Here is a 24739-nt window from a genome sequence, read left to right on the forward strand (position 1 = left end):
GGAAGCGCTCCCATGGATAACCGACAATGTAATGCGCCCGTCATCGATTGGGAAGCCCGTACTGCACCGCCAGCGCCGCCGCGACCGTGGGTGTTACGACGACACGCGCACGGCAGCAGGAAACACCGACCCGGCAGGCACTTCCCGACCGAGACGTCGCCCAGGTCAGGCCGGTCGAGTGATGCCGTCGGCAGGCCCTCGACATGGGATCATGAGCGGCCCCCTCGACCAACACCGGAGGAATCCTCATGCCACTGCGTCGGCGCCTGACGCGCGCGGCCGTCTCCACCGCCGCCGCCACGGCCGTTCTCGCCATCGCCTCCCCGGTCTGGGCATCGAGCGTCGTCCCCCTCAACCCCGCGCACGCCGGCGCGACGGCGGGGATGTTCCAGCAGGAGTGCCGGGACCCCAAGTTCGGCACACGACCCACCGATCAGGACGGCTGGCACTTCGTGCTGCCCACCAAGCGGGCCGGTGACTTCCAGAGCCTGACTCTGACCTTCAAGGACACCGCGGGCGTGTCGGTGACGGTGACCGTGCCGAACCCCGCGGATCCCTACACCGACTTCCTGTCCGCCAACGGCGGCGGCGACAAACAGGTGAAGCACGCCTATCTCTTCACCCCGGCGGGATGGACGTTGACCGGCGGCAGTGCGCTCGTCAGCGGCGAGGGCGGAAGGTTCAACCTCAGCCACACGTGCGCCGGCGCCGGCGCCACCGCGTCGCCGACCCCGACGCCGACCACGGGGTCCCCGACGCCGACGCCCACCACGGGCTCGCCGACAACGACCACCCCGGCCACGTCGACGCCGACGGGCTCGGTCCCGCCGTCGGAGTCGGTCCCGCCGTCGGAGTCGGCGGCAGCCGGCGGCTCAGCCTCGACCCCGGGAGGCGCGGGCGGCGGCGACAACGGGGGCAGCCTCCCGCTCACCGGCGTGGCCGTCACCAGCCTCGCACTCGGCGGTGTCGCCCTCATCGGCGGCGGCGCCCTGCTGATGATGCGTCGCCGTCGCGACCGGATCACCTTCACCAGCTGACCGGCGAACGCCCGCGACCGGCCCCGGACATCGCTCCGACGGCCGGTCGTGGGCGTTTCGCGCGCCCGGCGCCCTGCGCACCGAGAACGCGAGACGCCCCCTGGTGGACGCACGGCGCGCGCAAAGGGGCCCTTGCCTACGCGTACCGTCGGGAGATGGCATTGATCGCGCAGCTGTCTCTGGGCGTGTCCGACGCCGAGCGGGCAGGAACGTTCTGGGCCGCGGCCCTCGGCTACCGTCGCCGCGAGCCCCGCTTCATTGGCGACGAGTGGATCGTGCTGGAGCCGCCGCCGGGGGTGTCGGGCATGGCCCTCGCGATGGACCTCAGCGAGAGCCCCGTGCGGGAGTTCCCCCGGCTCCACCTCGATCTGGACGCCGACGACCGGCCCCTCGACGAGGAACTCGACCGGCTGCTCGCCCTCGGTGCCCGGATCGTCAACTGGCGGCACTATCCCACCGAGCCGCACCCGACCGAGCCGCCGTACGTGGTGCTCGCCGACCCGGAGGGCAACCGGTTCTGCGTCTCGGGCCGCCGCGAGCCGTCCCGGCGCTGAGCAGGCCTAAGGCCTGGAGGCCACGCCCTGCCGGTCTAACCTGGCGGCCTGAGCGAGAGGAACGGTGAGGGTGAGCAACCCGCCGTCGCGCTCCACCGAGCTGGGTCGGCCCAGCCGGTGCAGCGTGCGCAGCATCGGGGTGTTCTCCGCCTGGACGTGCAGCACCAAGGCCGCGTACCCGGCCGCGTCGGCGTGCCGGACCAACCGGCGCAGCAGCGCCGAGCCGAGCCCCCGCCGCTGCCAGTCGTCGCGCACCAGCAGCGCCACCTCGGCCTCGTCGCCCTCGCCGAGCAGGTTCGCCATGGCGACCACCGACTCACCCGCGCCGTCGGCACCGGTGGTCGTGGCGACAAGCGTCAGCCCTCGCCCCGGCTCCAGCAGCCGGCGCAGTCGGGCCGGCCGCGGCAGCGCCGCCCCGCCCAGATAACGCCGCTGCCGGCTGCGCGGTGAACACGTCTCGTGCAGCTCCAGCACACCGGACAGGTCGTGCGCGCAGCCCGGCCGGACGGCCACCTCGGCCCCGTCGGGCAGCACCAGGGTGACCTGTTCCGCGGCCCGACGCGCCACGGTCGCGGCCAGCTCGACCAGGGCCTGCGCCCGCGCGTACTCCGCCGGGGTGAAGGCGGGCGCGGCCCGGCGCAACGCGAACGAGCCCCCCGCCGGGTCGGCCAGCGTCATGGCGGCACCGGCGATCCCCCGGTCGACGCCTGTCGACGCGGGTCGCCAGGTGACCGAGTCGGCGCCGAGCAGGGTTTGCAACGCCTCGCCCGTCGCGTCCGGGTCGCGGACCAGCCGGTTGGCCAGCCCGAGCACCCGGGTGGGTTGGTCGGCCAGGCCGCGCGCCTCGCTGCGCGCCACCCAGCAGTCCCGGCCCCGACCCCGCTCGACGGCGGCGATCAGGCCCGCCTCGTCGAGCGCGTCGGGCGCGTCGACCAGGAAGTCGTCCACCGCGCCCTGCTCGGTGGGTTGCACCTGCACGGTGAGGATGTTGACCCCGCGCAGCGCGAGGCTCGCCGTGAGCACCGACAGGTAACCCGGCCGGTCCTCCACAGTTGCCCGAATCCGCCACAACGTCATGGTTGGCTCCCTTCCCACCGCCGAGCCTCGCCCCCGGCTGTTGCCGCGCGATTGCCCGGCGGTGTCGCGCCCGGGAACTCGCCGGCCGGTCAGGGGCCGGCGACCACCGGCGGCGCGCCGACCAGGTCCAGTCGATCGCCGAGGATCACCGCACTGGCCCGGACCAGCTGGGTGAGCCGGTCCACCTCGGTGCTGTGGAAGTTGGCGGCGCAGAGGGTGTCGCTGTATTCCCGGGCCACCACCAGCACCAGGCCCGCCCGGCCGAACGGCGCGATCGCGTGGTGGGTGCCGTCGGGCGTGGTCATCGACCGACCGCGCAGCGGGGTCACCTCCGGCAACCGCAGGGGCACCGGGGTACGCCAGCTCGCGTGCCCCACCGTGGCCCCGCCGCCCCCGGTCCGTGAGGCCCAGTCGACGGGCACCACGGCGGCGACGGCCCAGTCGGCCGCCAGCAGCCCGGGCACCGCGTCGACAAGGGTGGCCAGCCCGTCGACCGGGTTGGCCGCGACCTGGGCCAGCAGCTCCGCGTCCTGGCCGGTGGTGGTGGGCGCGCCGATCGCCCGCCACACACCGTCCACCCGCACGCCCGGAATCGCCGCGAGGCCGGCGAGCAGCCGCTCCACCCGGGCGGCACCCGGCCAGACGACAGTGAAGTCGTCCACCGCGCGCCCGCCGAGCCGTTCGAGGACCACCACCTGGACGATGTCCGCCCCGGAGACGCCCAACGTGCGGGCGACCTGGCCGAGCGTGCCCGGACGGTCCGGCAGGGTGACCCGAACTCGCAGCAACATGTCTGTCCCTCCGCTCGGCGGGCCGGCGACAAGCGGCCGGCAGGCTGTGTCACAGCCTGCCGGTTGACCATTTCGTCCCTGTTGCGGAGCCATGACCCGAGGGGAAACTCTGACCTTGACAACGTGGGCACGCTGCCATCAACTAGTCGGATGAGTGATCCGGCCGCCAACATGTCGCGACCGGGCACCGTTTCCGCCGCTCCGGCCGGCCTTGCCCTGGACCGGCTCGCCGGCTATCTGGCCCGGCACCGGCCCGAGCTGGCGGTCGGGCCGCCGCGGGCCCAGCTGATCGCGGGCGGCAAGTCCAACCTCACCTACCTGCTGCGCCTCGGCGACCGCGAGGTCGTGCTGCGCCGCCCTCCGCTCGGGCACGTGCTGGCGACCGCGCACGACATGGCCCGCGAGTTCCGGGTCATCTCCGCGCTGGCGGCGACCGAGGTGCCGGTCCCGGGCGCGCTGCTGCTCTGCACCGACCCGGAGGTGATCGGCGCGCCGTTCTACCTGATGGAGCGGATGCCCGGTGAGGTGCTCCGCTCCCGCGCACAGACCGACCCGCTGGGCGACGAGCGACGCCGGGCTCTCGCCATGGCGATGATGGACACGCTCGCCGCGCTGCACAGCGTCGAGCCGGCCACGGTCGGGCTCGGTGACTTCGGCCGCCCGGAGGGCTACCTGGCCCGGCAGGTCCGCCGCTGGAGCGGGCAGCTCGACCGCTCCCGCAGCCGCGAGCTGCCCGGCATCGACGAGCTGCGTGACCTGCTCGCGGCCAGCGCCCCGGAGGGCGCGAACGCCGGCCGGATCGTGCACGGCGACTACCGGTTGGACAACCTCCTCGCCTCGGCCGACCCGGTGGCCGTGCACGCCGTCCTCGACTGGGAGATGGCCACCCTCGGTGACCCGCTCGCCGACCTGGGGCTGCTGTTGACGTACTGGGACGTGCTCGGCGGCAGCGACACGGCCGAGGGCAACCCCGTCGCCGACGGGCTCGGCCCCCGCGCCGGCTTCCCCACCGGCGACGAGCTGATCGACAGGTACGCCGGGCGCAGCGACGTGGATGTCGGGCCGTTGCACTGGCACGTGGCGCTGGGCTGCTTCAAGCTCGCGGTCATCTGCGAGGGCATCCACTACCGCCACACCCTCGGGCAGACGCTCGGCGAGGGCTTCGACCGGATCGGCGAGTTGGTGGCACCGCTGGTCGCGCACGGGCTGACCGCTGCCAGGGAGCGGTGATGGACTTCGCATACGACAGCCGGACCGAGGAGCTGCGCGACGAGCTGACCCGGTTCCTGACCGAGCACGTCTACCCGGCCGAGGCCGTGCACGCCGAGCAGGTGGCCGCCGGCGACCCGTGGTCGCGTACCCCGGTGTTGGCCGAGCTGAAGGCGGAGGCCCGCAAACGCGGCCTGTGGAACCTGTTCCTGCCCGACCCGCGTTACGGCGCCGGCCTGACCAACCTCCAGTACGCGCCGCTGGCCGAGTTGACCGGGCGCAGCCCGCACCTGGCACCGGAGGCGGTCAACTGCGCGGCACCGGACACCGGCAACATGGAGCTGCTTGCCGAGTTCGGCTCGGGGGATCAGCAGAAGCGGTGGCTGATGCCGCTGCTGGAGGGTGAGATCCGCTCGGCGTTCTGCATGACCGAGCCGGACGTCGCGTCCTCCGACGCCACGAACATCGCCACCCGGATCATCCGCGACGGCGACGAGTACGTGATCAACGGACGCAAGTGGTGGTCGTCCGGGGCGATGGACCCGCGCTGCGAGATCCTCATCGTGATGGGCAAGACCGACCCGGCCGCCGACCGGCACCGGCAGCAGAGCATGGTGCTGGTCCCCCGGGACACCCCCGGGGTGACCGTGCGCCGGGGCATGACCGTCTTCGGCTACACCGACGGGTCGCACGGCGGGCACGCCGAGATCGACTTCACCGACGTCCGGGTGCCCGCGGAGAATCTGCTCGGCGCCGAGGGCACCGGGTTCGCCATCGCCCAGGCCCGACTGGGCCCCGGCCGGATCCACCACTGCATGCGATTGATCGGAATGGCTGAGCGGGCATTGGAGCTGCTCTGCCGCCGGGCCAACGAACGGATCGCGTTCGGCCGCCCCCTCGCCGAGCAGGGCGTGGTCCGGGAGTGGATCGCCGAGTCCCGGGTGCGCATCGAGCAGGCCCGGCTCCTGGTGCTCAAGACGGCCTGGCTGATGGACACCGTCGGCAACAAGGGCGCGCACACCGAGATCCAGGCCATCAAGATCGGCACCCCGGCGATGGCGGAGTGGGTGATCGACAAGGCCATCCAGGGGTACGGCGGCGCGGGCGTCAGCCAGGACACTCCCCTGGCCGCCCTCTGGGCACAGACCCGCACCCTGCGCCTGGCCGACGGCCCCGACGAGGTCCACCGCAACTCCCTGGCGAAGCGCGAACTCCGCCGCTGGACCCCCGCCCCCGCCTGACACACGCCCTAGGCGGAGGCTCGGTGGACTAGTTGGGTGTCCAGGAGGATGTGGGGGGCCGGGAGGGCCTCGCCGCGGATCCGGGCCACCAGCAGGCGGGCCATCTGCCGGCCCATCTCCTCCACCGGCTGGAAGACAGTGGTCAACGGCGGGTCCGCCCGGAGGGCGATAGTCGCGTCGTCGAAGCCGATCACCGCGACGTCCTGGGGCACCCGCCGACCGGCCTCCCGCAGCGTACGCAGCGCGCCGAACGCCATCAGGTCGGACGCGACGAAGACCGCGTCCAGATCCGGGCACGCGTCCAACAGTCGGCGCATGGCGATCGCGCCGCTGCCCTCGCTGAAGTCCCCGTACGCGATCAGGTCGGGGTTGACGCCGGCCCCGGTGGCCTTGACCGCCTCGGTGTAGCCGGCCAGACGGGCCAGGCCGACGCCCATGTCCTGGGTGCCGGCGATGGTGGCGATGCGACGTCGCCCCTGCCTCGCCAGGTACTCCACCGCCTGCCGGGCCCCGCCAACGTTGTCCACGTCCACGAACCAGGCCGGCTGGGCGCCGGGTTGCAGCATCCGGGCGGGCCGACCGCCGAGCACGGCGGGCAGGCCACGCTCCTCCAGCAGCGTCGGCAGCGGGTCGGAGTCGTGCAACGACAGCAGGAGTACGCCGTCGACGTGCTGGTTGGTCAGGTGGTGCTCGACCCGCTCCCGCTCCACCGGCGACTGCGCCATGGCCAGCCAGAGCTGCATCGGCGTCTCCAGCAGGCCGGAGCTGATGCCCCGGACGATGGCGGCGAAGAACGGCTCGGTGAAGACCCGCTCGCCGGACTCGGACACCACCAGCGCGACGGAATCGGTCCGCTGGGTGACCAGCGCACGGGCGGCGCGGTTCGGCACGTACCCCAGCTCGGCGATGGCCTGCTGGACGGCGGCCCGGGCCTCCGGGCTGACCTGCGGCGAGCCGTTGACCACGCGGGAGACCGTGCCCCGACCGACACCGGCGCGTGCCGCGACCGCATCGAGGGTCGGACGCCCGAGTGACCGGGTGCGCTGCGTTGTCATCGTCTGCTCCTCCGACGGCGGGCGGACCCGGCGCCACCTGCGGAAGGTGGACGCCGGGGCCGTCCTGATGGCTGGCCCGAGCCTATTGTGCGGCCAGACCGTTGCGCCGGATCACCGAGGCGTACCACTTGGCGCTGGACTTGGGAATGCGGACCTGACTGTCGTAATCGACGTGGATCATGCCGAACCGCTTGGTATAGCCCCAGGCCCATTCGAAATTATCCATCAACGACCAGGCAAAGTATCCCCGCAGAGGCACTCCGGCGTCGATCGCCTCGTGCGCGGCGCGCAGGTGGGCGTCGAAGTAGGCCAGCCGGTCGACGTCGTCGACCTGCCCGTCGACCACCGTGTCGACGAACGCGGAGCCGTTCTCGGTGACGTAGAGGGGCAGATCGGTGTACTCGTGCACCCGGCGCAGGGTCTCGACCAGGCCCGGGGCGTCGATCTCCCAGCCCATGTCGGTGACCGGGACGCCCCGGGTGACGAACCGGACGTCCGCGCTGCCCGGCCAGCACGAGGGGGCCGGGTCGGCCTCGACGCCCTCGGCCGGTGCGGCGACCACGTGCCGGCTGTAGTAGTTGACCCCGACCAGGTCCAGCGGCGTGGAGATGGTCGCCAGGTCGCCGTCGCGCACGTGGCCGAAGTCGGTCACGGTGCTGAGGTCGGCAACCAGGTCCTCCGGGTACGACCCGCACAGCAGCGGGTCGAGGAAGAACCGGTTGGCCAACCCGTCGATACGCCGTGCGGCGTCCCGGTCGGCAGGGGTGTCGGTGGCCGGGTCGACCGGGTAGAGGTTGACTGTCACGCCCACCTCGGCGGCCGGCCGGGTGGCCCGCAGTACCTGCACGGCCAGGCCGTGACCGAGCATCAGGTGGTGCCCGGCGCGGACCGCGTCCGCCCCGTCGGTGCGGCCCGGGGCGTGCACGCCGGAACCGTAGCCGAGGAACGCGGAGCACCACGGCTCGTTCAGCGTGGTCCAGTAGCGCACCCGGTCACCGAGCGCGTCGGCCACCAGCGTGGTGTAGTCGGCGAAGCGGGCCGCGGTGTCCCGCGCCGGCCAACCGCCGGCGTCCTCCAGGGGTTGCGGCAGGTCCCAGTGGTAGAGGGTCAGCCACGGCTCGATGCCCTTGGCCAGCAGCTCGTCGACAAGTCGCCGGTAGAAGTCCAACCCCTGCGGGTTGGCCGCACCGGCGCCGCCGGGCTGCACCCGCGACCAGGAGACCGAGAAACGGTACGACTTGAGGCCCAGCTCGGCCATCAGCGCGACGTCGTCGCCGAGCCGGTGGTAGTGGTCGCACGCGACGTCGCCGGTGTGCCCGGCGACGACCCGACCGTCGGTGTGGCTGAAGGTGTCCCAGATCGACGGGGTACGGCCGTCGACGGCCGCCGCCCCCTCGATCTGGTATGCCGCGGTCGCGGCCCCCCACAGGAAACCGGGTGGGAAGGTCAGCCCGGGACGGTCGTCGAGAACGTCGACGGCGTTGGGGCTGGCGGGGTTGCTCACGACTTGACGGCACCTTCCATGATGCCGCCGATGATCTGGCGGCCGAACACGAGAAAGACGAGCACGAGAGGGATGGTGCCGATCGCGGTGGCGGCGAACACCTGGGAGTAGTCGGTGTAGTAGGCGTACGACAGGAAGGAGAGCGAGACCTGCAGGGTCGGGTTCTCCGGGGTGAGGACGGCGTACGGCCAGAGGAACGAGTTCCAGGTCTCCATGAAGGTCAGCAGACCGAGGACGCCGGCGGCGGGACGCAGCGCGGGCAGCACGATGCTCCAGTAGATCCGGAACGTGCTCGCACCGTCGACCCGACCGGCCTCGATCAGCTCGTCGGAGATCGCCTGGCTGGCGTACTGGCGCATCATGAACACGCCGAAGGCGGTGACCAGGAACGGCACGGTGACCGCGTAGAGGGTGTCGTACCACCCCAGGTCCTGCATCATGCCCCAGAGCGGGATGATGCCCATCTGGGTCGGGATCATCATGGTGACGATGATCGCCAGCAGGAGGGCGTTGCTGCCCTTGAACCGCAGCTTGGCGAAGGCGAACCCGGCCAGCGAACCGGTGAGCACCACCGACACGGTGACCACCGACGAGACGATGATCGAGTTGATCATGCCGGTGAAGAAGTTGGCGGCGTCGTTGTCGAGCACCCGCCCGAAGTTGTCACCGAACGCGCCGGCGGGGGTCACCGGTGGCGGCACGTCGTTGATCTGGTCCAGGCTGCGGGTGGCGATCACCAGCATGTAGTAGAACGGGTAGATCGAGAGCAGCGCCGCCAGGACGAGCGCGACGTAGGTCAGCGGACTGGTGCGCCAGAGGCGCTGGGAACCCGAGATCATCGCGCTCTCCTCACTTCGCCGAGCGGCGGACGAGTAGGAAGTTGAACAGCGACACCACGACGATGATCATGAAGATCGCCCAGGCGACCGCGGCTCCGTAGCCGGCGGTGTTCAGGTTCTCGATTCCCATCTCGTACATGTACATGGCCAGCGTCTGGAACTCCCGCTGGTTGCCGCCGAGGATGCTGCCGTTGGCGAAGAGCAGGGGCTCGGTGAAGAGCTGCATGCCGCCGATCGTGGAGAGGATGACCACGAAGATGAAGGTGGGCTTGAGCATGGGCAGGGTGATCTGCCAGAACTGCCGCCACGGGCTGGCGCCGTCGATCGCCGCGGCCTCGTAGAGGTCCTTCGGGATCGCCTGCATGCCAGCGAGCAGGATCAGGGTGTTGTATCCGGTCCACCGCCAGTTGACCATGGTGGAGATGGCGAACCAGGAGCTCCAGCGCTCCCCGTCCCAGTCGACGGCGTCGACACCGACGAGGCTGAGCAGCCAGTTGAACAGGCCGAATTCCTTCTGGAACAGCATCCCGAAGACAATCGCGACCGCGGCCACCGACACCACGTTCGGCACGAAGATGGCCATCCGGAAGAAGGTCTTGGCGCGCAGGAAGGTCCGGTTGAGCAGGTTCGCCAGGAAGAGGGCGAGCAACAGCTGCGGGATGGTCGACAGGGCGAAGATGCCGAACGTGTTGACCAGCGCGTTCCAGAAGTACTCGTCGGACACCAGCCGGGTGTAGTTGTCGAAGCCGATGAACGAGTGGTCGCCGATCATGTCCCAGTCGTGCAGCGACATCCAGGCGGTACGCACCATCGGGTACAACCCGAACACGCCGAAGATCAGGAAGAACGGGGCGATGTAGAGGTACGGCGAGTACTTGACGTCGAGACGGTTGAGTAACCTTCCCCGGTTGCGTCGGCGAGAGACGTCGGGAGAAGGCGGTGCTGCTGGCGACGGCGGTGCCGTCGTGGCCGACAGGCTCATGCGAATTTCCTTTTCCGGCGAGGCCCGGGGGCCCTCGCGCAGGGCGCTACGCGGAGGGGACCGGCCGGTGGCGTCCGGGAAGCCCCGAACGCCACCGGCAGGGAATCACTCAGAAGGCGCCCTGAGTCTTGGCGTCCTTCGTGAACTGCTCCCAGGCCTTCGCCTTGTTGGCCTGTCCGCTCTCGAAGGCCCGCAGGGCCGGCTCGAACGCGTTCTCCTTCACCGACTGGTGCTTCGGACCCAGGTGGGTCGGCTGGATCTTGGCGACGCTCTCACCGAAGATCTTGCCGGTCGGCGCGTTGCTGAAGTACTCGTTGGTGTAGCTGAGGAACGCGTCGTTCTTCAGCGCCTCCAGGTTCGTGGGCAGCGGGCCCTTGAGCTTGAAGGCGTCCACCTGGCTCTTCGCGTTGGTCAGGTACTCGGCGAGCTTCGCCGCCTCCTTCGGGTACTTGCTCTGCTCCGGAACCGCGAGCCACGAGCCGCCCCAGTTACCGCCGCCGCCCGGCACGGACGCGACGTCCCACTTGCCCTTGTTGGCCGGACCGGAGTTGTCCGACACGATGCCGAGCATCCAGGACGGGCAGAAGGTGGCCGCGAAGGTGCCCTGCTTGAAGCCACCCGACCACTCCGGCGACCAGGTCTGCGCCTTGGCGGAGATGTCCGCCATCCCGGTGGCCGTCTCCCACGCGTTCTTCACCGCGGGGCTGGTGTCCGCGATGATGTTGTTTTCCTTGTCGTAGAACAGGTCACCGTTGCCCTGGAACATCACGCCGTTGGAGACGGCGGTGATCGAGTCGATGAACGCCTTGCCGGTGGCCTGCTTGTACTTCAGACCGGCGTCGTGGAAGCCCTTCCAGTCCGGCCAGAGCGCCGACACCTGGTCGCGCTCGGTCGGCAGGCCGGCCGACTGGAACAGGTCCTTGCGGTAGCAGACGGCGAGGCTGCCGACGTCGGTCGGCAGGCCGATCAGCCGGCCGTCCGGCGCCTTGCCCAGCTCCCACTTCCAGGGCAGGAACTCCTTGGAGTGGTCCGAGGTCAGCGGCGCGAGGTCGACCCAGTTGCGCGGGTTGGCCTTGAACTCGTTGAGGATGCCCTCTTCCAGGGCGGTGACGTCCGCCGCACCCTTGCCGGTGGCCAGGTAGCGGACCAGCTTCGGCCGGTACTCGCCGAGCTGCGCGGTCTTGCGCAGCTCGATCTTGATGCCGGTGTCCTTCTCGTACTGCTTGACGAGCTCGTCGTAGCCGAACTCGCTGAAGGTATCGACGACCAGCTTGGTGGGCTTCTCGCCGGCAGCCGGCTTGTCGTCGTCCTTGCCGCAGGCCGCGAGACCGCCAATTGCGGTGATCGCGGCCAGGGCAGCGGCCGCCAAGCGGGTACGCCGCGTGGTGACAATCATTCGCTGACCCCTCTTTCCGGTGGTGAGGCTGGGTGGTTTGTGGTGGGGGTGCTCATCGCGCGAGGCCGGGGGATGCGTGAGTGACACAAGCCACCCTCGGGAGCGCTCCCATGAGATTGCCGGCGGGTAACGGGAGTGTCAATAGGACAATGGGAGCGTTCCCAGATCGTTACCGCTATGCTGCCCCAAAGGTCACACCCCATTCGGCCCCCCACCGAACGCCCCACGCCGGGTCAGCAGAAGCGGCGCAGGAGCGTGGTGGTGCGGCGGGGATCGAACCGGAAGGGGTCGAAGGTGGACCCGGCCCAGTCGCGCAGCATCACGTGCCGCGGGTCGGCCACGTCGCCCTGGTCCGCCAACGCGACCAGGAGCGCCTGGTAACCCGGTGGCCCGCCGACGCCCTCCGGCGGGCAGGCCCGCTCGCCGTTCAGACAGAGCGGGTACCGCTGGTCGGGATCGACGGTCAGCGCGTCCTCCACCACCAGGTCGTGCTCCCACCAGTCGGTGAAGTCGTACGTGTAGGAGAACCGGCTGCCCTTGCCGAGCACCGCGTCCAACCGCACGTCCAGCTCGTCGTGCAGCGCCAACTCCCCGTCCGGGTCGGGCTCGCCGTACTGCACGGCGTCGATCTCGAACGAGTGCAGGTGGCAGTCTCGCCAACCCATCGCGTGCTGCACCACCCGGTGCAGCCGGTCCAGCGTGTAGCCGGCCGGGACGAGCACCCGTCGCCACACCGGCGGGCGGACGCCGGCGAGGGACATCTTCAGCTGGAAGATCTGACGCGGCATGCTGTCCTGGCCTCCCCGGGCTTAGGCTTCGAGCATGATCTGCCGAGCGTGCCGGGCCCGGCGTCATGACGACTGCCCGGGCCGGAACTGGTGCGACTGTCAGCACCGTACCGCCCGACCGACCCCTCCGGTCACCGGTCCGGCCGGCGAATGACCGTCGGAATGCCGATCCGACGGCTCTGGCCGGAGCCGTCGACGCAACCGCTCGACGACGCCGCGCTCACCGCGCTCTACGACCGCGCCGACGAGCCCCGACTCCGGGTCAACCTCGTCACCAGCCTGGACGGCGCGGTCAGCGTGGACGGCTACTCCGCCGGGCTGTCCGGCGAGCCGGACAAGCGGGTTTTCGGCCTGCTCCGGATGGTCTGTGACGCGCTGGTGGTGGCCGCCGGCACACTTCGCCACGAGGCCTACCGGGCGGTCCGGCTCAACGAGCGTCGCCGCGCCTGGCGCCGCGACCACGGGCTGACCGACTACCCCACGCTGGTGGTCGTCTCCGCCGCACTCGACCTGGATCCGGCGCAGGCCGCCTTCGCCGACGCGCCGACGCGGCCGATCGTGCTCACCCACGCCGACGCGGAGCCGCCGCCCGGCCTGACCGACGTCGCCGACCTGCTGCGCTGCGGCACCGGGCGTGTCGACCTGGCCGGCGGCCTCGCCGAGCTGCACCGACGCGGGCTCACCCAACTGCTCTGTGAGGGCGGCCCGCACCTGTTCGGCGCGCTCACCGCCGCAGACCTGGTCGACGAGCTGTGCCTGACCGTCGCACCGCTGCTGGCGGGGCCGGGCCCGGGCCGGATCACCGCCGGCGACACCGCGCCGCCCCGGCACCTGCCGTTGCGCCACCTGCTCGCCGCCGAGGACGGTGTCCTCATGCTCCGCCACGCCCGCCCGTAACCCGCCGTCGCCCCGGCACACACCCACAGTCGTGAGGGTGCCGACGCATGGTGTCGTCCGACGCGTCGCGTGGCGACCTGTCGTACTCCTCGGGCAGGATGCAGGGCATGCTTCCCGACCGTGCTGCCCGACCGACCCGAGTCGCCCGATGACCGACGCCGACCTCGACAGCCCGGGCGAGGCGGTCGGGCGGGTGCTGGGCACCGCCGACGCCACTCCGTTGCAGTTCTGGACGGCCGTGGCGCCCGGCAGTTACCTGCAACTCGACGACGTGGTGGTCACCCGGCGGGAGCTGCCCGACCGGGAGCCGGTGACGATCGCCGGTGTGGTCACCCAGGTCCGGGCCCGGCACGAGGGCGCCCAGTTCGACTCCGACGTGTTCGCCATCGCCGACGGCACGCTGCCCGCGATGGTGCAGGAGGCGGCCGAGGTCACCACGACGCGTGTCGATCCGGAGCTGTACGTGCCGCCGACCCCGGGGGCGGTGGTGCACCGGGCGGAGGGTGACGCCCGAGCGCGTGCGCTGCACTTCGACCGGATGGAGCGGCGCATCCCGATGGGCATGGGTCGGGACGGGGTGCCGGTCTACCTCAACGCCGACTTCCTCGACGGCAGCCGGGGCGCGCACGTCTCCATCTCCGGCATCTCCGGGGTGGCCACCAAGACCAGCTTCGCGACCTTCCTGCTCTACTCGGTGTTCCGGTCCGGGGTGCTGGGCGGCGACGCGGTCAACGCCAAGGCGCTGATCTTCAACGTCAAGGGTGAGGACCTGCTCTTCCTGGACCACCCCAACACCCGTCTCGACGAGCCCACCCGCGCGGCGTACGCGAAGCTCGGTCTGAGCGCCGGCGCCTTCCCCGACGTGCGGGTGTACGCCCCGCCGCGGGTCGGTGACGCGGCCGGCACACCGGATGTGAGCAGCCGGCTCACCGGGGTGGATTCGTTCTACTGGACGTTGAGCGAGTTCTGCGCCGACCGACTCCTGCCGTACGTGTTCGCCGACGCCGACGACGAGCGCCAGCAGTACACGATGGTGGTCCACTCGGTGACCGCGCACCTGGCCCGTTACGCCCAGCCCGCCGACGGCGGGGTGAGCATCGACGGGGTCCGGCTCGGCTCCTACGGCGACCTGGTCGACCACATCGTCGACCAGCTCAACGACGACGAGACCCGCTCCGACTGGGCGGGCAGCGCGGTCGGTCTGGGCACCGTCAACGCGTTCGCCCGGCGGTTGATCGGCAGCAAGAAGGACCTGGCCCGGCTGATCCGTGGCGACCTGGCCACCCGTCGCCCGCACTCGATCAACACCAGCGAGTCGGCGCAGGTCACCGTGGTCGACCTGCACAACCTTCCGGATCGCGCCCAGCGGTTCGTGGTCGGTGTGACGCTCAAGAGCGAGTTCGAGCGCAAGGAGAAGTCCGGCACCGCCAAGCCGCTGCTCTTCGTCGTCCTGGACGAGCTCAACAAGTACGCCCCCCGGGAGGGCTCCTCCCCGATCAAGGAGGTGCTGCTCGACATCGCCGAGCGGGGCCGCTCGCTCGGGGTGATCCTGATCGGCGCGCAGCAGACGGCGAGCGAGGTGGAGCGGCGCATCGTCACCAACTCCGCGATCCGGGTGGTCGGCCGGCTCGACCCGGCCGAGGCGTCCCGGCCGGAATACGGCTTCCTCCCGCCCGCGCAGCGGCAGCGGGCGCTGCTGGCCAAGCCGGGCACGATGTTCGTCAACCAGCCGGACATCCCGGTGCCGCTCTGCCTGGAGTTCCCGTTCCCCGCCTGGGCGACCCGGGTCTCCGAGGCGGGCCGCGCACCATCGGAGACGCTGCGCTCGATCACCCAGTCCGCCGACCCGTTCGCCGTGGTGGGCTCCGGTGGCGGCAGCACCGACGACGACATCCCGTTCTAGGCAGGGGCCGGCACACCCATGAAGATCCTGCACACCTCCGACTGGCACGTGGGAAAGGTGCTCAAGGGGCAGTCCCGGGCCGACGAGCACAAGGCCGTGCTGGCCGGGGTGATCGAGATCGCCCGTGCCGAGCAGCCGGATCTGGTGATCGTCGCCGGTGACCTCTACGACACCGCCGCGCCCAGCTCGGAGGCGACCCGCCTGGTCACCCGGGCGTTGACCGCGCTGCGCCGCACCGGCGCGGACGTGGTCGCGATCGGCGGCAACCACGACAACGGCCCCGCGCTGGACGCGCTGCGTCCGTGGGCCGATGCCGCCGGCATCACCCTGCGCGGCGGGGTGCGGGAAGATCCCGACGAGCACGTGATCGACGGCACCACCGCCGGCGGCGAGCGGTGGCGGCTGGCCGCGCTGCCGTTCCTGTCCCAGCGGTACGCGGTGCGCGCGTTGGAGATGTACGAGCTGACCGCCGCGGAGACCAACCAGACGTACGCCGACCACCTGGGCCGGGTGCTGGGGCGACTGACCGAGGGTTTCGGCGAACCGGACCGGGTGCACCTGGTCACCGCGCACCTGACGGTGACCGGCGCGGCCACCGGTGGCGGCGAGCGCGACGCGCACACCGTGCTGGGCTACGCCGTTCCGGCCACCGTCTTCCCGGCCACCGCGCACTACGTGGCGCTGGGCCACCTGCACCGGGCACAGCGCGTGACGGGCCCCTGCCCGGTGCGCTACAGCGGCAGCCCGCTCGCTGTCGACTTCGGTGAGCAGGAAAATGTCCCCTCGGTGACGATTGTCGAGGTGACCGCCACCACCGCCGCCCGGGTGCGGGAGGTGCCGGTGACCGCGGCGAGCGCGCTGCGCACGGTGCGGGGCACCCTGGCCCAGCTCGCCGAGATCGAGGCACCGGACGCCTGGCTGCGGGTGTACGTACGGGAGCAACCGCGCGCCGGCCTGCGCGAGGAGGTCCAGGAGCTGCTCCCCCGGGCGCTGGAGATCCGGATCGACCCGGAGCTGCTGGCCGCGCCGGGCAGCGGTGCCCGCATCGCGCAACGATCGGGTCGTTCGCCCCGGGAGCTGTTCGGCGACTACCTGGACAGCCGGGGGCACGCCGACGAGGGCGTCCGGGAGCTCTTCGACGAGCTTTTCGAGGAGGTCGAGCACTGATGCGGCCGATGCGGTTGGACATGGCCGGGTTCACGGTCTTCCGGGACGAGACCACAGTCGACTTCACCGACGCCGACTTCTTCGCGCTGATCGGTCCGACCGGTTCGGGCAAGTCCACGGTGCTGGACGCGATCTGCTTCGCCCTCTACGGCATGGTGCCCCGCTGGGGTGGCGCCCGGGGGTTGGCGAACGCGCTCGCGCCGTCGGCGACCGAGGCCCGGGTGCGGTTGGTCTTCGAGTCCGGCGGCGCCCGGTACGTGGCGACCCGGGTGGTCCGCCGGGACGGCCGGGGCAACGTCAAGACCGCGAACGCCGGGTTGCAGCTGATGCCGGCCGGCTTCGACGTGACCAAACTGGACACCGGGTTGAGCCCGGACGACCTCGGTGAGGTGGTCGCCGGCACCCCCGCCGAGATGGAGCAGGCGGTGCTGGAGGCGGTCGGGCTGCCGTACGAGCAGTTCACCAGCTGTGTGGTGCTGCCGCAGGGGCAGTTCGCCGACTTCCTGCACGCCAAGCCGGCGACCCGACAGCAGATCCTGGTCAACCTGCTGGGCCTCGGCGTCTACGAGGACGTGCAGAAGCGGGCGACGGCGCGGGCCGCCCAGGCGGAGGCCCGACTGGAGGCGGTCGACCAGGTGCTCGCGGGGCTGACCGGCGTGGACGACGAGGCGTTGGCCGAGGTCGACGCCCGGGTCGAGCGGATGGCCGGGCTGGCCGCGGCGGTGACGGCCGCGGTGCCGGAGCTGGCGGCGGCCCGGGTCACCGCGCGGGAGGCGGCGGCGGCGCTGACCGCCCTCGACGACGAGCTGGCCGTCCTGACCGGGGTCCGCGCGCCGCGCGGGGTGGCCGAGGTGGCTCGCACGGTCACCGCGGCACGGGCCGAGGCGGACGCGGCGGCGAGCGGGGTGTCGCTGGCCGAGGAACGGGAGGACAAGCTGCGCGGCGAGCTGGCCGGTGCCGGCGACGAGAGCGCGGTGCGACTGCTGCTGCGGGCGTACGACGATCGGGATCGGTTGTCCGGCGAGGCCGACACGGTCCGCGCCGCGGTGCGCGCGGCGACCGACGAGCACACCGCGGCGGTGGCGGCGCTGGCCGACGCCCGCGCGGCGGCCGAGCGGGCCGACGCCGAGTTGGAGGCGGCCTTCCGGGCGCACGAGGAGGCGAAGGCCACCGACCTGGCGGTCAGCCTGCGGGTGCACCTGCACGCCGGTGCGGCCTGCCCGGTCTGCGAGCGGCCGGTGCGGCGGGTGCCGGCGGTGCCGGCCGACTCGGCGGTGGCGGCCGCGACGGCGGCGGGCAAGGCGGCGCGGGCCGCGACCAAGGCCGCGCAGACGATGGTGCAGCAGCGCGACGCGGCGGCGCGTGACCTGGAGCGGTTGTTGGTGCAGGCGCGGGCCCGGCAGGAGCAGGTGGACGCCCGGCTGGCCGAGTTGGACGGGCAGCTCTCCGGCGCGGCCGAGCCGGCCGTGCTGCGCCGGGAGTTGGCCGAGCACGCCCGGTTGCGGCGCGCGCTGGAGGAGGCGGCGACCGCGGTGCGGGCCGGCCGTGAGGCCGCTCGGCAGGCGCGGGCCGGGGTGGACGCCGCCGAGGAGCGGCTGCGCTCGGCGTGGCGGGCCTTCGACACCGCACGCGACGGGTTGGCGCGGTTCGGCCCGCCCGCCGCCGATCGGGACGACGTGGCCGCCGCGTGGGCCGCGTTGACCGGTTGGGCGACGACCGAGGCGGACCGTCGCCGCGCCGACCGGGCGACCCGGGCCGCCGCCGTCGCCGAGGCCGAGGCGGTGGCCGAGGCGGTGCGGCGGCGTATCGCCGGCATCTTCGCCGACGCGGACGTGCCGGTCGGCGACGACCCGGTGCACGCGGCGACGGTGGCGGTGGAGCGGGCCGAGGCCGACCGCCGCCGGCTGGCCGAGCGCCGCGAGCAGGCCGGCACGTTGCGCGAGCAGCGGGCCGGGCACGAGCGGGAGGCGCAGGTGGCACGGGCGCTCGCCGGGCACCTGCGGGCCAACAACTTCGAGCGGTGGTTGCTGGCCGAGGCGTTGGACCTGCTCGTCGATGGCGCGTCGGGGATCCTGCGGGAGCTGTCCTCCGGGCAGTACGAGCTGGTGCACGACAAGGGTGAGTTCGTGGTGGTCGACCACCACGACGCGGGTCTGCGCCGGGCCGTGCGGACCCTCTCCGGCGGTGAGACGTTCCAGGCGTCGCTGGCGCTGGCGCTGGCGCTCTCCGAGCAGTTGGCCGGGATGTCGACCACGGCGGCGAGCCTGGAGTCGATAGTCCTGGACGAGGGCTTCGGCACGCTCGACGCCGCGACGCTGGACACGGTGGCGGCGACCCTGGAGAACCTGGCCGCCCGGGGCGATCGGATGGTCGGCGTGGTCACCCACGTGCCGGCGCTGGCCGAGCGCATCCCGGTCCGCTTCGAGGTGCGCAAGGATGCCCGGTCCGCCCGGGTGGAACGGACCGGCCGGTGAGCGACGCCGCGTTCTTCGTCGACTCGTGGGATCCGGCGTACGGGGCGTCGTTCGAGGCGTCGGCCGCCGGGCCGGCCGCGCCGAGCAGCGCGCAGGTCGACGCGGACGTGGAGGTGCCCGCCGTGGACTGGCGGGCGATCGGGGTACGCCCGGGGGTGCGGGCGCCCGACGTGGTGCTGCTCGTCGACGGGGTGCGCCGCATCGACGCGAGCATCTGGACGGCGGAGACCGACGGCGGGTCCTTTCCCGGGTTGGCCGCCTCGTACGCGGCCGGGGTGGTGCGGTGTGACCTGGGTCGGGGCGCGGCGCAGTTGGCCGGCACCCGGGTTGGTCGGGGCCTGTTCACCGCGAGTCCGTCGGCGCAGGACGTGGTGGCCGGTGCGATCCGTTACCCGGTGCACCGGGTGGGTGGCACCGGGGAGCTGGCGAAGCTGCCGGCCGCCGTGCAGGGCCCGCTGACCGCGTTGGAGGTGGCGGTGTCCGACGCCGCCCGGGTCGACGGTGACCTGCTGGTGGTGGACGGCCCGTTGCGGAGCCGCCGACAGTTGCCGCGCACGCTCGGCTACATCAAGACCCAGCACAGCCAGTACCTGGATGCCCGGCTGACCGCGGTGGTGACGGGCATGGCGTCGGGTGAGCGTTCGCCGGTGTTCCGGCTGGGCACCGCCTGGGGTGGCTGGTCGTGGTATTTGCGGCTGCCGGTGGCGGTCGGCGCGCCGTGGGCGGGCATCGTCCGGGTGGAGTGCTCCGCCGACCTGCCCGTCGAGGCGGCGATCGAGCTGGCCGACCTGTCGCTTGTCACCCTGCCGCGCTTCGCCTCGAACCCGTACAAGGATCCGCGGGCCCCACAGAACCTGATCCCGATCGCCGGGCTGGAGCGCCGACTGCGTGCCCTGCTCGGCGATTCCCGACTGCTGCACCGCGCGTTGACCGCTGCGGCCCGCGCCGCCCGTTGACCGCGGATACTGGTTCCGATGGGACGTAAGCGGGCGGCTGACCGGGTGATCGAGCCTGTCGACACCGGGCAGGCCGAGCTCGTCCCGGATCCGGACCGGGCCGGCTCGTGGACGCTGCTGCTGGATGGCGCGCCGCAGTCGCACGTCGACCTGACCGACCCCACGCACCTGGAATTCGAGTACGTCCGGCGGTTGGCCGCGGCGGTGGACCTGGTCGCACCGGCCGGTGCGCCGCTGCGGGTGCTGCACCTGGGCGGTGGTGCCCTGACCCTGCCCCGCTACGTGTCCGCCACCCGGCCCGGCTCCACCCAGCGGGTGGCCGAGGTGGACGGCGCCCTGGTCGAGCTGGTCCGCAGGGTGTTGCCGTGGCCGTCCGACGCCCGGCTGCGGGTCCGTGTGGAGGATGCGCGAGCCGTGTTGACCGCCACCCGGGACGCCACCTACGACGTGGTGGTCGCCGACGTGTTCGCCGGTGCGCGTACCCCGGCCCACCTCACGTCCGTGGAGTACGCGGCCGAGGTGGCCCGGGTGCTGCGCCCCTCGGGGTGGTATCTGGCGAACCTGGCCGACGGCCCGCCGCTGCGGCACGCGCGTGGGCAGGTCGCCACGGTCCGCTCGGTGCTGCCGCAGGCCTGCCTGGTCGGCGACGCGGCGGTGCTGCGGGGCCGCCGGTACGGAAACCTGGTGCTGGTCGCCGGGCGGGCCTCCCCGCCGGTGCCGGAGCTGACCCGACGCGCCGCCGGTGACTGGTTCCCGGGCCGGGTGGTGGCCGGCGACGAGCTGGACCGTTTCGTCAGCGGCGCGCAGGTGGTCCACGACGCCGACGCCACCGGTTCCGATCCGCCGCCGCCGGGCCTGTTCTCCGTCCGCCGCTGACCGCCCACTGGACGACGGCGGGGAAAAATTTCCGCCGTTCGTTGATCCGCTCGGGGCGTTGCCGCGTACCACCGGGCGGCCCGCTTCGTGGGCCGGCGATGGTCACGGACACCCCGGAGGTCTGCATGCATGCGGTGGCGGCCGGTTGGCATGGCGATGCGGTAAGCGCGGACTGGTTGTCGGCGCGGTCCTCGTCGCGGCCGACGTCGTCTGCCCGAGGGGTCGACGCACACACGACGTCTCGCCAGAATGGTCCGGTGACGCCGCGACCGGCGCCCGGGCGCCACCAGGCGACGTCGACCGAGGCCAGCCACTCCGACCAACTGATCCGGATGCTCTATGCCGAGCACGCCGGCCCGTTGTTGATGTTCGTCATGCGTCTCACCGGGGGGGACCGGCAACGTGCTGAGGACATCGTCCAGGAGACACTGCTGCGGGCCTGGCGTAACGCGCACCGCCTGGGCACGCAGGGGCAGGGTTCGCTGCGGCCGTGGCTGGTCACGGTGGCCCGTCGGATCGCCATCGACGAGCACCGCAGCCAGGAGGCCCGGCCACCGGAGACGTACGACCGTGATCTCACCGCGTTCGCCGAGGCGGACAGCACCGACCGGGTGTTGCGCACCATGACGGTGGCGGACGCGCTGCGTACGCTCAGTCAGTCGCACCGGGAGATCCTGATTTCGACGTACTTTCGGGGGCGGACGGTGCCGGAGGCCGCCGAGGAGTTGGGCCTGCCACTCGGCACCGCCAAGTCGAGGGTCTACTACGCGCTGCGCGCGCTGCGCACGGCTCTGCAGGAGCGGGGGGTGACAGAATGAGTCGGCCAGATCACATGGACGTCGCGGCGTACGCGCTCGGCGTGCTCGACGAGCAGGACACTGAGCGGTTCGAGGAGCATCTCGCCGCCTGCTGGGCGTGCGCGGCCGAGTTGGAGACGATGGTGCCGGTGGTCGGGCTGCTCTCCGACATCGACGGCGAGACGATGATGGCGCTGGAGCAGACGGCGACCGATCCGGCGTTGCTGAACCGGACGCTGGGCGCGGTCCGGGCCGACCGCCGGCGTACCCGGTTTCGTCAGATGCTCGCGACGGCCGCCGCGGTGGTGGTCTTCGGCGGGTTGACCGGGTACGGCTTCGTCAGCGTGACGGACAGCGGTTCGACTCCGGTCGCCGGTCCGACGCCGAGTGCGCCGATCGACCCGCAGACCAGCGGGCCGACGGCCCCGCCGAGCGGCCCGGGTGTGGGTGGCACCGAGGAGGAGGGTGACCAGGTCGACGCGACCGACCCGACGACCGGCGTGCAGACGACAGTGTTCCTGGTCAAACGGGACTACGGCACCCGGATCAATTTCAGCCTGCGCAAGCTGCCCGGCCCACGCGTCTGCCGGCTGGTGGTGATCCGCAAGAACGCCGAGGCCGAGGTGGTCTCGAGCTGGTCGGTGCCGGAGGGCGGTTACGGCACCAACACCCGACCGCAGGGTCTTGAGTTGAGTGCCTCCACGTCGGCCGTGGTGGGTGACATCAAACAACTCCAGGTGCAGTCGGTGGATGCCACTGGGGTGGCGAGCCCGCTGGTCACGGTGCCCCTGTAGGTACACGCACGCGTCGGCGCCGGTCATTGTCACAATGACCGGCGCCGATTCGTTTCGGCAGAGCGCTGCCCCTGCGGGGGCGTACGGATCGATGTCCCGATCGGTTCAATCAATTCGCGTGAAATTGACCACTGTTACTCCTTCAACCTTGACAGCCAAACTCCCGTACCTATGGGTGAACTGCCAAGAATGAGGAGGGCACGTGGCACAGATGAAGCGGACCGTCATCGTCGCGAGCGCGATGGTCGCACTAACGGCCTGCGCTCCCGCAGGTTACGACGGGGCGAACTCGAGCGCTGCCGAGCCGGTCGCCGTCGCCGCGGCCGAGCCCAGCGCATCGGTGGAAGCCGAGGCCTCGGCGTCCGCGGAGGCGCCGGCAGCCGCCGACGCGCCACCCGCGAACGTCGACCTGACCGAGAAACTGGTCGGCAAGACCGTCGCCCGGATGGGCAAGGTGGTCACCGACCAGGACGGCTGGATCCTGTACCGCTTCGACAAGGACACCGCCGACCCGCCGTCGTCGAACTGCGTCGACAAGTGCGCCGAGGTGTGGCCCCCGGCGCTGACCGACGGCAACCCGCAGCTCACCGGCGTCTCCGACGACAAGGTCAGCAGTGTGACCCGCCAGGACGGCACCCGTCAGATCACCATCGGTGGTTGGCCGGTCTACCGCTACATCGGCGACAAGAAGCCCGGCCAGTGGAAGGGCCAGGCGGTGGGCGGCACCTGGTTCGTGGTCCAGCCGGACGGCAAGAAGAACCTCGAGTGCCTGCCCACCTCCACGCCGAAGCCGGTCGCGCCGCCCTCGGACAGCGGCGCCAACGACGCCGGGGGCTCGGGCTACTCGTACTGACCCAGGTGCCACGAGACGTACGGTGGCCGGTCGCAGCCGGGGAGGGCCGCGACCGGCCACCGTCGTGACCTGGCAAAGTAGTGGGGTGACCGGAACCGAACCCGCCGCGACCCGGGTGCTGCGCCCGCCCGTCGGCTACCGGCTGGCGGCGTCGGTCCGTGCGCTGACCTTCACCCCGTACGACCCGTGCGCACGCGTCGTCGCCGGCACGTTCTGGTGGGCCACCCGCACCCCGGACGGGCCGGCCACCCTGGCGCTGCGACTGGCCGGCGGTGACCTGATCGCCGAGGGCTACGGGCCGGGCGCCGAGCACGTGGTGGCGCGGGCCGACGCCATCGCCGGGCTGCACGACGACCTGACCGGCTTCGCCGAGCTGGCCGGAGCGCACCCGCTGGTGGCCCGGCTGGCACGGGAGCACCGCGGGCTGCGGATGCCCCGCACCGGGCAGGTCTTCCCCCGGCTGCTGCGCGTGGTCTTCGAGCAGAAGGTCACCGTCAAGGAGGCCTACCGGGCGTACGCGGCGACCGTGCGGCACTTCCGGGAGCCGGCGCCCGGTCCGCTGCCGTCGCTGCTGCTGCCGCCCGACGCCGCCGCGGTGGCCGCCACCCCGTACTGGGTGTTCCACCCGTTCGGCGTGGAACAACGTCGGGCCGACACACTGCGCCGCGCCGCCGCGCTCGCCGAGGCGTTGGAGCGTTGCGCCGACGCCGACGCCGCCACCCGCCGACTGACCGCCATCGCGGGCATCGGGCCGTGGACGGCCGCCGAGGTGGTCCGGGTCGCGTACGGGGACCCGGACGCGGTGAGCGTCGGCGACTACCACGTCCCGAACACGGTGGCCTGGGCGCTCGCCGGCGAGCCGCGAGGCGACGACGCCCGGATGTTGGCCCTGTTGGAGCCGTTCCGGGGTCACCGGGGCCGGGTCTGCGTGCTGCTGGCGGCCGCCGGCCTCGGCGCGCCGAAATACGGTCCGCGCGCCCCGATCCGCTCGTTCGCGCGGTACTGACTCGCTCGCGCGGTACTGGGCGGCGGCCTGGGTGGCGGTCAGCTCCGCTCGCACCGGCGCTGGAGACCCTCGGCCTCCAGGCCCACGTAGCGGCGCAGCAGGCCGCCGTACAGCCGGCCGACCAGACCGGCCAGCAGCCCGGACTGGACGATGGCCAACTCGACCCGGGTGCGCCCGTCGGGCTGGGGCAGCAACCGGTGCTCGCCTCGGGTACGCACCCCGGGGGTGTCGGAGACCCAGGTGAACTCCCGGCCCTCGGTCAGCTCGGTGACCCGCCACACCGCCGGTCGTAGCTTCGGCTGCGTCAGTGTCGCGGTCGCGCCGACGGCGAGTGGGCCCGGCTCCCCCCGCTCGACCCGGGACACCGAGGCCGTCCACTCCGGCCAGCGCTCCACGTCGACAAGCACCGCCCAGACCTGCTCGGCGTCGGCGGCGATCTCCGTCGTGGCTTCGAACCGCATCACGTCCCCTCCCCGGCGGCGCCGATGCGCACCGCCCACCGGTGCGGACGAGACCGCCGGGTGGATCGTGACAGCCGCGCGC

The 24739-nt window shown here is 72.2% G+C and carries 23 protein-coding genes; 14 read left to right on the forward strand and 9 right to left on the reverse strand.

Annotated features, from left to right (window positions below):
• Positions 1-248: 248 nt before the first annotated feature.
• Together ACGFIQ_RS00875 and ACGFIQ_RS00880 are read left to right on the forward strand one after the other, a co-directional pair.
• Positions 249-1037 carry an LPXTG cell wall anchor domain-containing protein gene (locus ACGFIQ_RS00875; protein ID WP_393237323.1) on the forward strand — a complete coding sequence of 263 codons (789 nt, stop codon included), beginning with the start codon at positions 249-251 and terminating at the stop codon, positions 1035-1037.
• 155 nt (positions 1038-1192) lie between these two features.
• Positions 1193-1591: a VOC family protein gene (locus ACGFIQ_RS00880; protein WP_393237326.1), complete on the forward strand. Its 399-nt coding sequence runs from the start codon at positions 1193-1195 to the stop codon at positions 1589-1591.
• Between the two features lie 6 nt (positions 1592-1597).
• Here ACGFIQ_RS00880 and ACGFIQ_RS00885 read toward each other — a convergent pair whose 3' ends face one another.
• Positions 1598-2668, reverse strand: coding sequence for a GNAT family N-acetyltransferase (locus tag ACGFIQ_RS00885; protein WP_393237329.1), 1071 nt, complete (start codon positions 2666-2668; stop codon positions 1598-1600).
• Positions 2669-2757: 89 nt separating this feature from the next.
• Positions 2758-3459 carry an amino acid-binding protein gene (locus ACGFIQ_RS00890; protein WP_393237332.1) on the reverse strand — a complete coding sequence of 234 codons (702 nt, stop codon included), beginning with the start codon at positions 3457-3459 and terminating at the stop codon, positions 2758-2760.
• A gap of 150 nt (positions 3460-3609) precedes the next feature.
• On the opposite strand from ACGFIQ_RS00890, the gene ACGFIQ_RS00895 reads away from it, so the two are divergent.
• Positions 3610-4689 carry a phosphotransferase family protein gene (locus ACGFIQ_RS00895; protein ID WP_393237334.1) on the forward strand — a complete coding sequence of 360 codons (1080 nt, stop codon included), beginning with the start codon at positions 3610-3612 and terminating at the stop codon, positions 4687-4689.
• The gene (locus ACGFIQ_RS00900) at positions 4689-5909 is read left to right on the forward strand and encodes an acyl-CoA dehydrogenase family protein (protein WP_393237337.1); all 1221 of its coding nucleotides are present in this window, start codon (positions 4689-4691) and stop codon (positions 5907-5909) included. Before ACGFIQ_RS00895 ends, ACGFIQ_RS00900 begins: the two co-directional genes overlap by 1 nt.
• Positions 5910-5917: 8 nt before the next feature.
• Here ACGFIQ_RS00900 and ACGFIQ_RS00905 read toward each other — a convergent pair whose 3' ends face one another.
• From ACGFIQ_RS00905 to ACGFIQ_RS00930, 6 genes are all read right to left on the reverse strand, one after another.
• A complete protein-coding gene (locus ACGFIQ_RS00905; RefSeq protein ID WP_357070177.1) occupies positions 5918-6964 on the reverse strand; it encodes a LacI family DNA-binding transcriptional regulator in 1047 nt (348 codons plus the stop codon).
• Between the two features lie 82 nt (positions 6965-7046).
• Complete coding sequence (locus ACGFIQ_RS00910) at positions 7047-8468, reverse strand: GH1 family beta-glucosidase (RefSeq protein WP_393237341.1); 1422 nt, start codon at positions 8466-8468, stop codon at positions 7047-7049.
• Entirely contained in the window at positions 8465-9307 is an 843-nt protein-coding gene (locus tag ACGFIQ_RS00915) for a carbohydrate ABC transporter permease (protein WP_393237344.1), read from the reverse strand. The genes ACGFIQ_RS00910 and ACGFIQ_RS00915 overlap by 4 nt, the downstream gene beginning before the upstream one ends.
• 10 nt (positions 9308-9317) lie before the next feature.
• The gene (locus ACGFIQ_RS00920) at positions 9318-10289 is read right to left on the reverse strand and encodes a carbohydrate ABC transporter permease (protein ID WP_393237347.1); all 972 of its coding nucleotides are present in this window, start codon (positions 10287-10289) and stop codon (positions 9318-9320) included.
• 109 nt (positions 10290-10398) lie between these two features.
• Positions 10399-11685 carry an ABC transporter substrate-binding protein gene (locus ACGFIQ_RS00925; protein ID WP_393237349.1) on the reverse strand — a complete coding sequence of 429 codons (1287 nt, stop codon included), beginning with the start codon at positions 11683-11685 and terminating at the stop codon, positions 10399-10401.
• 233 nt (positions 11686-11918) lie between these two features.
• On the reverse strand, positions 11919-12473 hold the full coding sequence (locus tag ACGFIQ_RS00930; RefSeq protein WP_393237352.1) for a plasmid pRiA4b ORF-3 family protein: 555 nt from the start codon (positions 12471-12473) through the stop codon (positions 11919-11921).
• Positions 12474-12623: 150 nt separating this feature from the next.
• Here ACGFIQ_RS00930 and ACGFIQ_RS00935 point away from each other — a divergent pair, with 150 nt between their 5' ends.
• The 10 genes from ACGFIQ_RS00935 to ACGFIQ_RS00980 all read left to right on the forward strand — a co-directional run bounded on the left by ACGFIQ_RS00935 (position 12624) and on the right by ACGFIQ_RS00980 (position 24196).
• Positions 12624-13370, forward strand: coding sequence for a pyrimidine reductase family protein (locus ACGFIQ_RS00935; protein ID WP_393237355.1), 747 nt, complete (start codon positions 12624-12626; stop codon positions 13368-13370).
• Between the two features lie 148 nt (positions 13371-13518).
• Positions 13519-15273 (forward strand): ATP-binding protein, encoded by a 1755-nt coding sequence (locus ACGFIQ_RS00940; protein ID WP_393237358.1) that lies wholly within the window; start codon positions 13519-13521, stop codon positions 15271-15273.
• Between the two features lie 18 nt (positions 15274-15291).
• Entirely contained in the window at positions 15292-16440 is a 1149-nt protein-coding gene (locus ACGFIQ_RS00945; RefSeq protein WP_393237361.1) for an exonuclease SbcCD subunit D, read from the forward strand.
• A complete protein-coding gene (locus ACGFIQ_RS00950) occupies positions 16440-18914 on the forward strand; it encodes an AAA family ATPase (protein WP_393237364.1) in 2475 nt (824 codons plus the stop codon). The genes ACGFIQ_RS00945 and ACGFIQ_RS00950 overlap by 1 nt, the downstream gene beginning before the upstream one ends.
• Complete coding sequence (locus ACGFIQ_RS00955; RefSeq protein ID WP_393237367.1) at positions 18911-19870, forward strand: hypothetical protein; 960 nt, start codon at positions 18911-18913, stop codon at positions 19868-19870. Before ACGFIQ_RS00950 ends, ACGFIQ_RS00955 begins: the two co-directional genes overlap by 4 nt.
• Before the next feature lie 18 nt (positions 19871-19888).
• Positions 19889-20746: a spermidine synthase gene (locus ACGFIQ_RS00960; protein WP_393237369.1), complete on the forward strand. Its 858-nt coding sequence runs from the start codon at positions 19889-19891 to the stop codon at positions 20744-20746.
• A 125-nt stretch (positions 20747-20871) separates the two neighbouring features.
• The gene (locus ACGFIQ_RS00965; RefSeq protein ID WP_393237372.1) at positions 20872-21564 is read left to right on the forward strand and encodes a sigma-70 family RNA polymerase sigma factor; all 693 of its coding nucleotides are present in this window, start codon (positions 20872-20874) and stop codon (positions 21562-21564) included.
• Complete coding sequence (locus ACGFIQ_RS00970; RefSeq protein ID WP_393237375.1) at positions 21561-22337, forward strand: anti-sigma factor family protein; 777 nt, start codon at positions 21561-21563, stop codon at positions 22335-22337. Before ACGFIQ_RS00965 ends, ACGFIQ_RS00970 begins: the two co-directional genes overlap by 4 nt.
• Positions 22338-22539: 202 nt before the next feature.
• Entirely contained in the window at positions 22540-23190 is a 651-nt protein-coding gene (locus tag ACGFIQ_RS00975; protein WP_393237378.1) for a hypothetical protein, read from the forward strand.
• Positions 23191-23275: 85 nt separating this feature from the next.
• Positions 23276-24196 (forward strand): DNA-3-methyladenine glycosylase family protein, encoded by a 921-nt coding sequence (locus ACGFIQ_RS00980; RefSeq protein ID WP_393237381.1) that lies wholly within the window; start codon positions 23276-23278, stop codon positions 24194-24196.
• Positions 24197-24234: 38 nt separating this feature from the next.
• Here ACGFIQ_RS00980 and ACGFIQ_RS00985 read toward each other — a convergent pair whose 3' ends face one another.
• Complete coding sequence (locus ACGFIQ_RS00985) at positions 24235-24657, reverse strand: SRPBCC family protein (protein ID WP_393240231.1); 423 nt, start codon at positions 24655-24657, stop codon at positions 24235-24237.
• Positions 24658-24739 lie beyond the last annotated feature (82 nt).

The sequence above is a fragment of the Micromonospora sp. NPDC048898 genome (genome assembly GCF_043198035.1).
In the GTDB taxonomy this organism is placed as follows: Bacteria; Actinomycetota; Actinomycetes; order Mycobacteriales; family Micromonosporaceae; genus Micromonospora.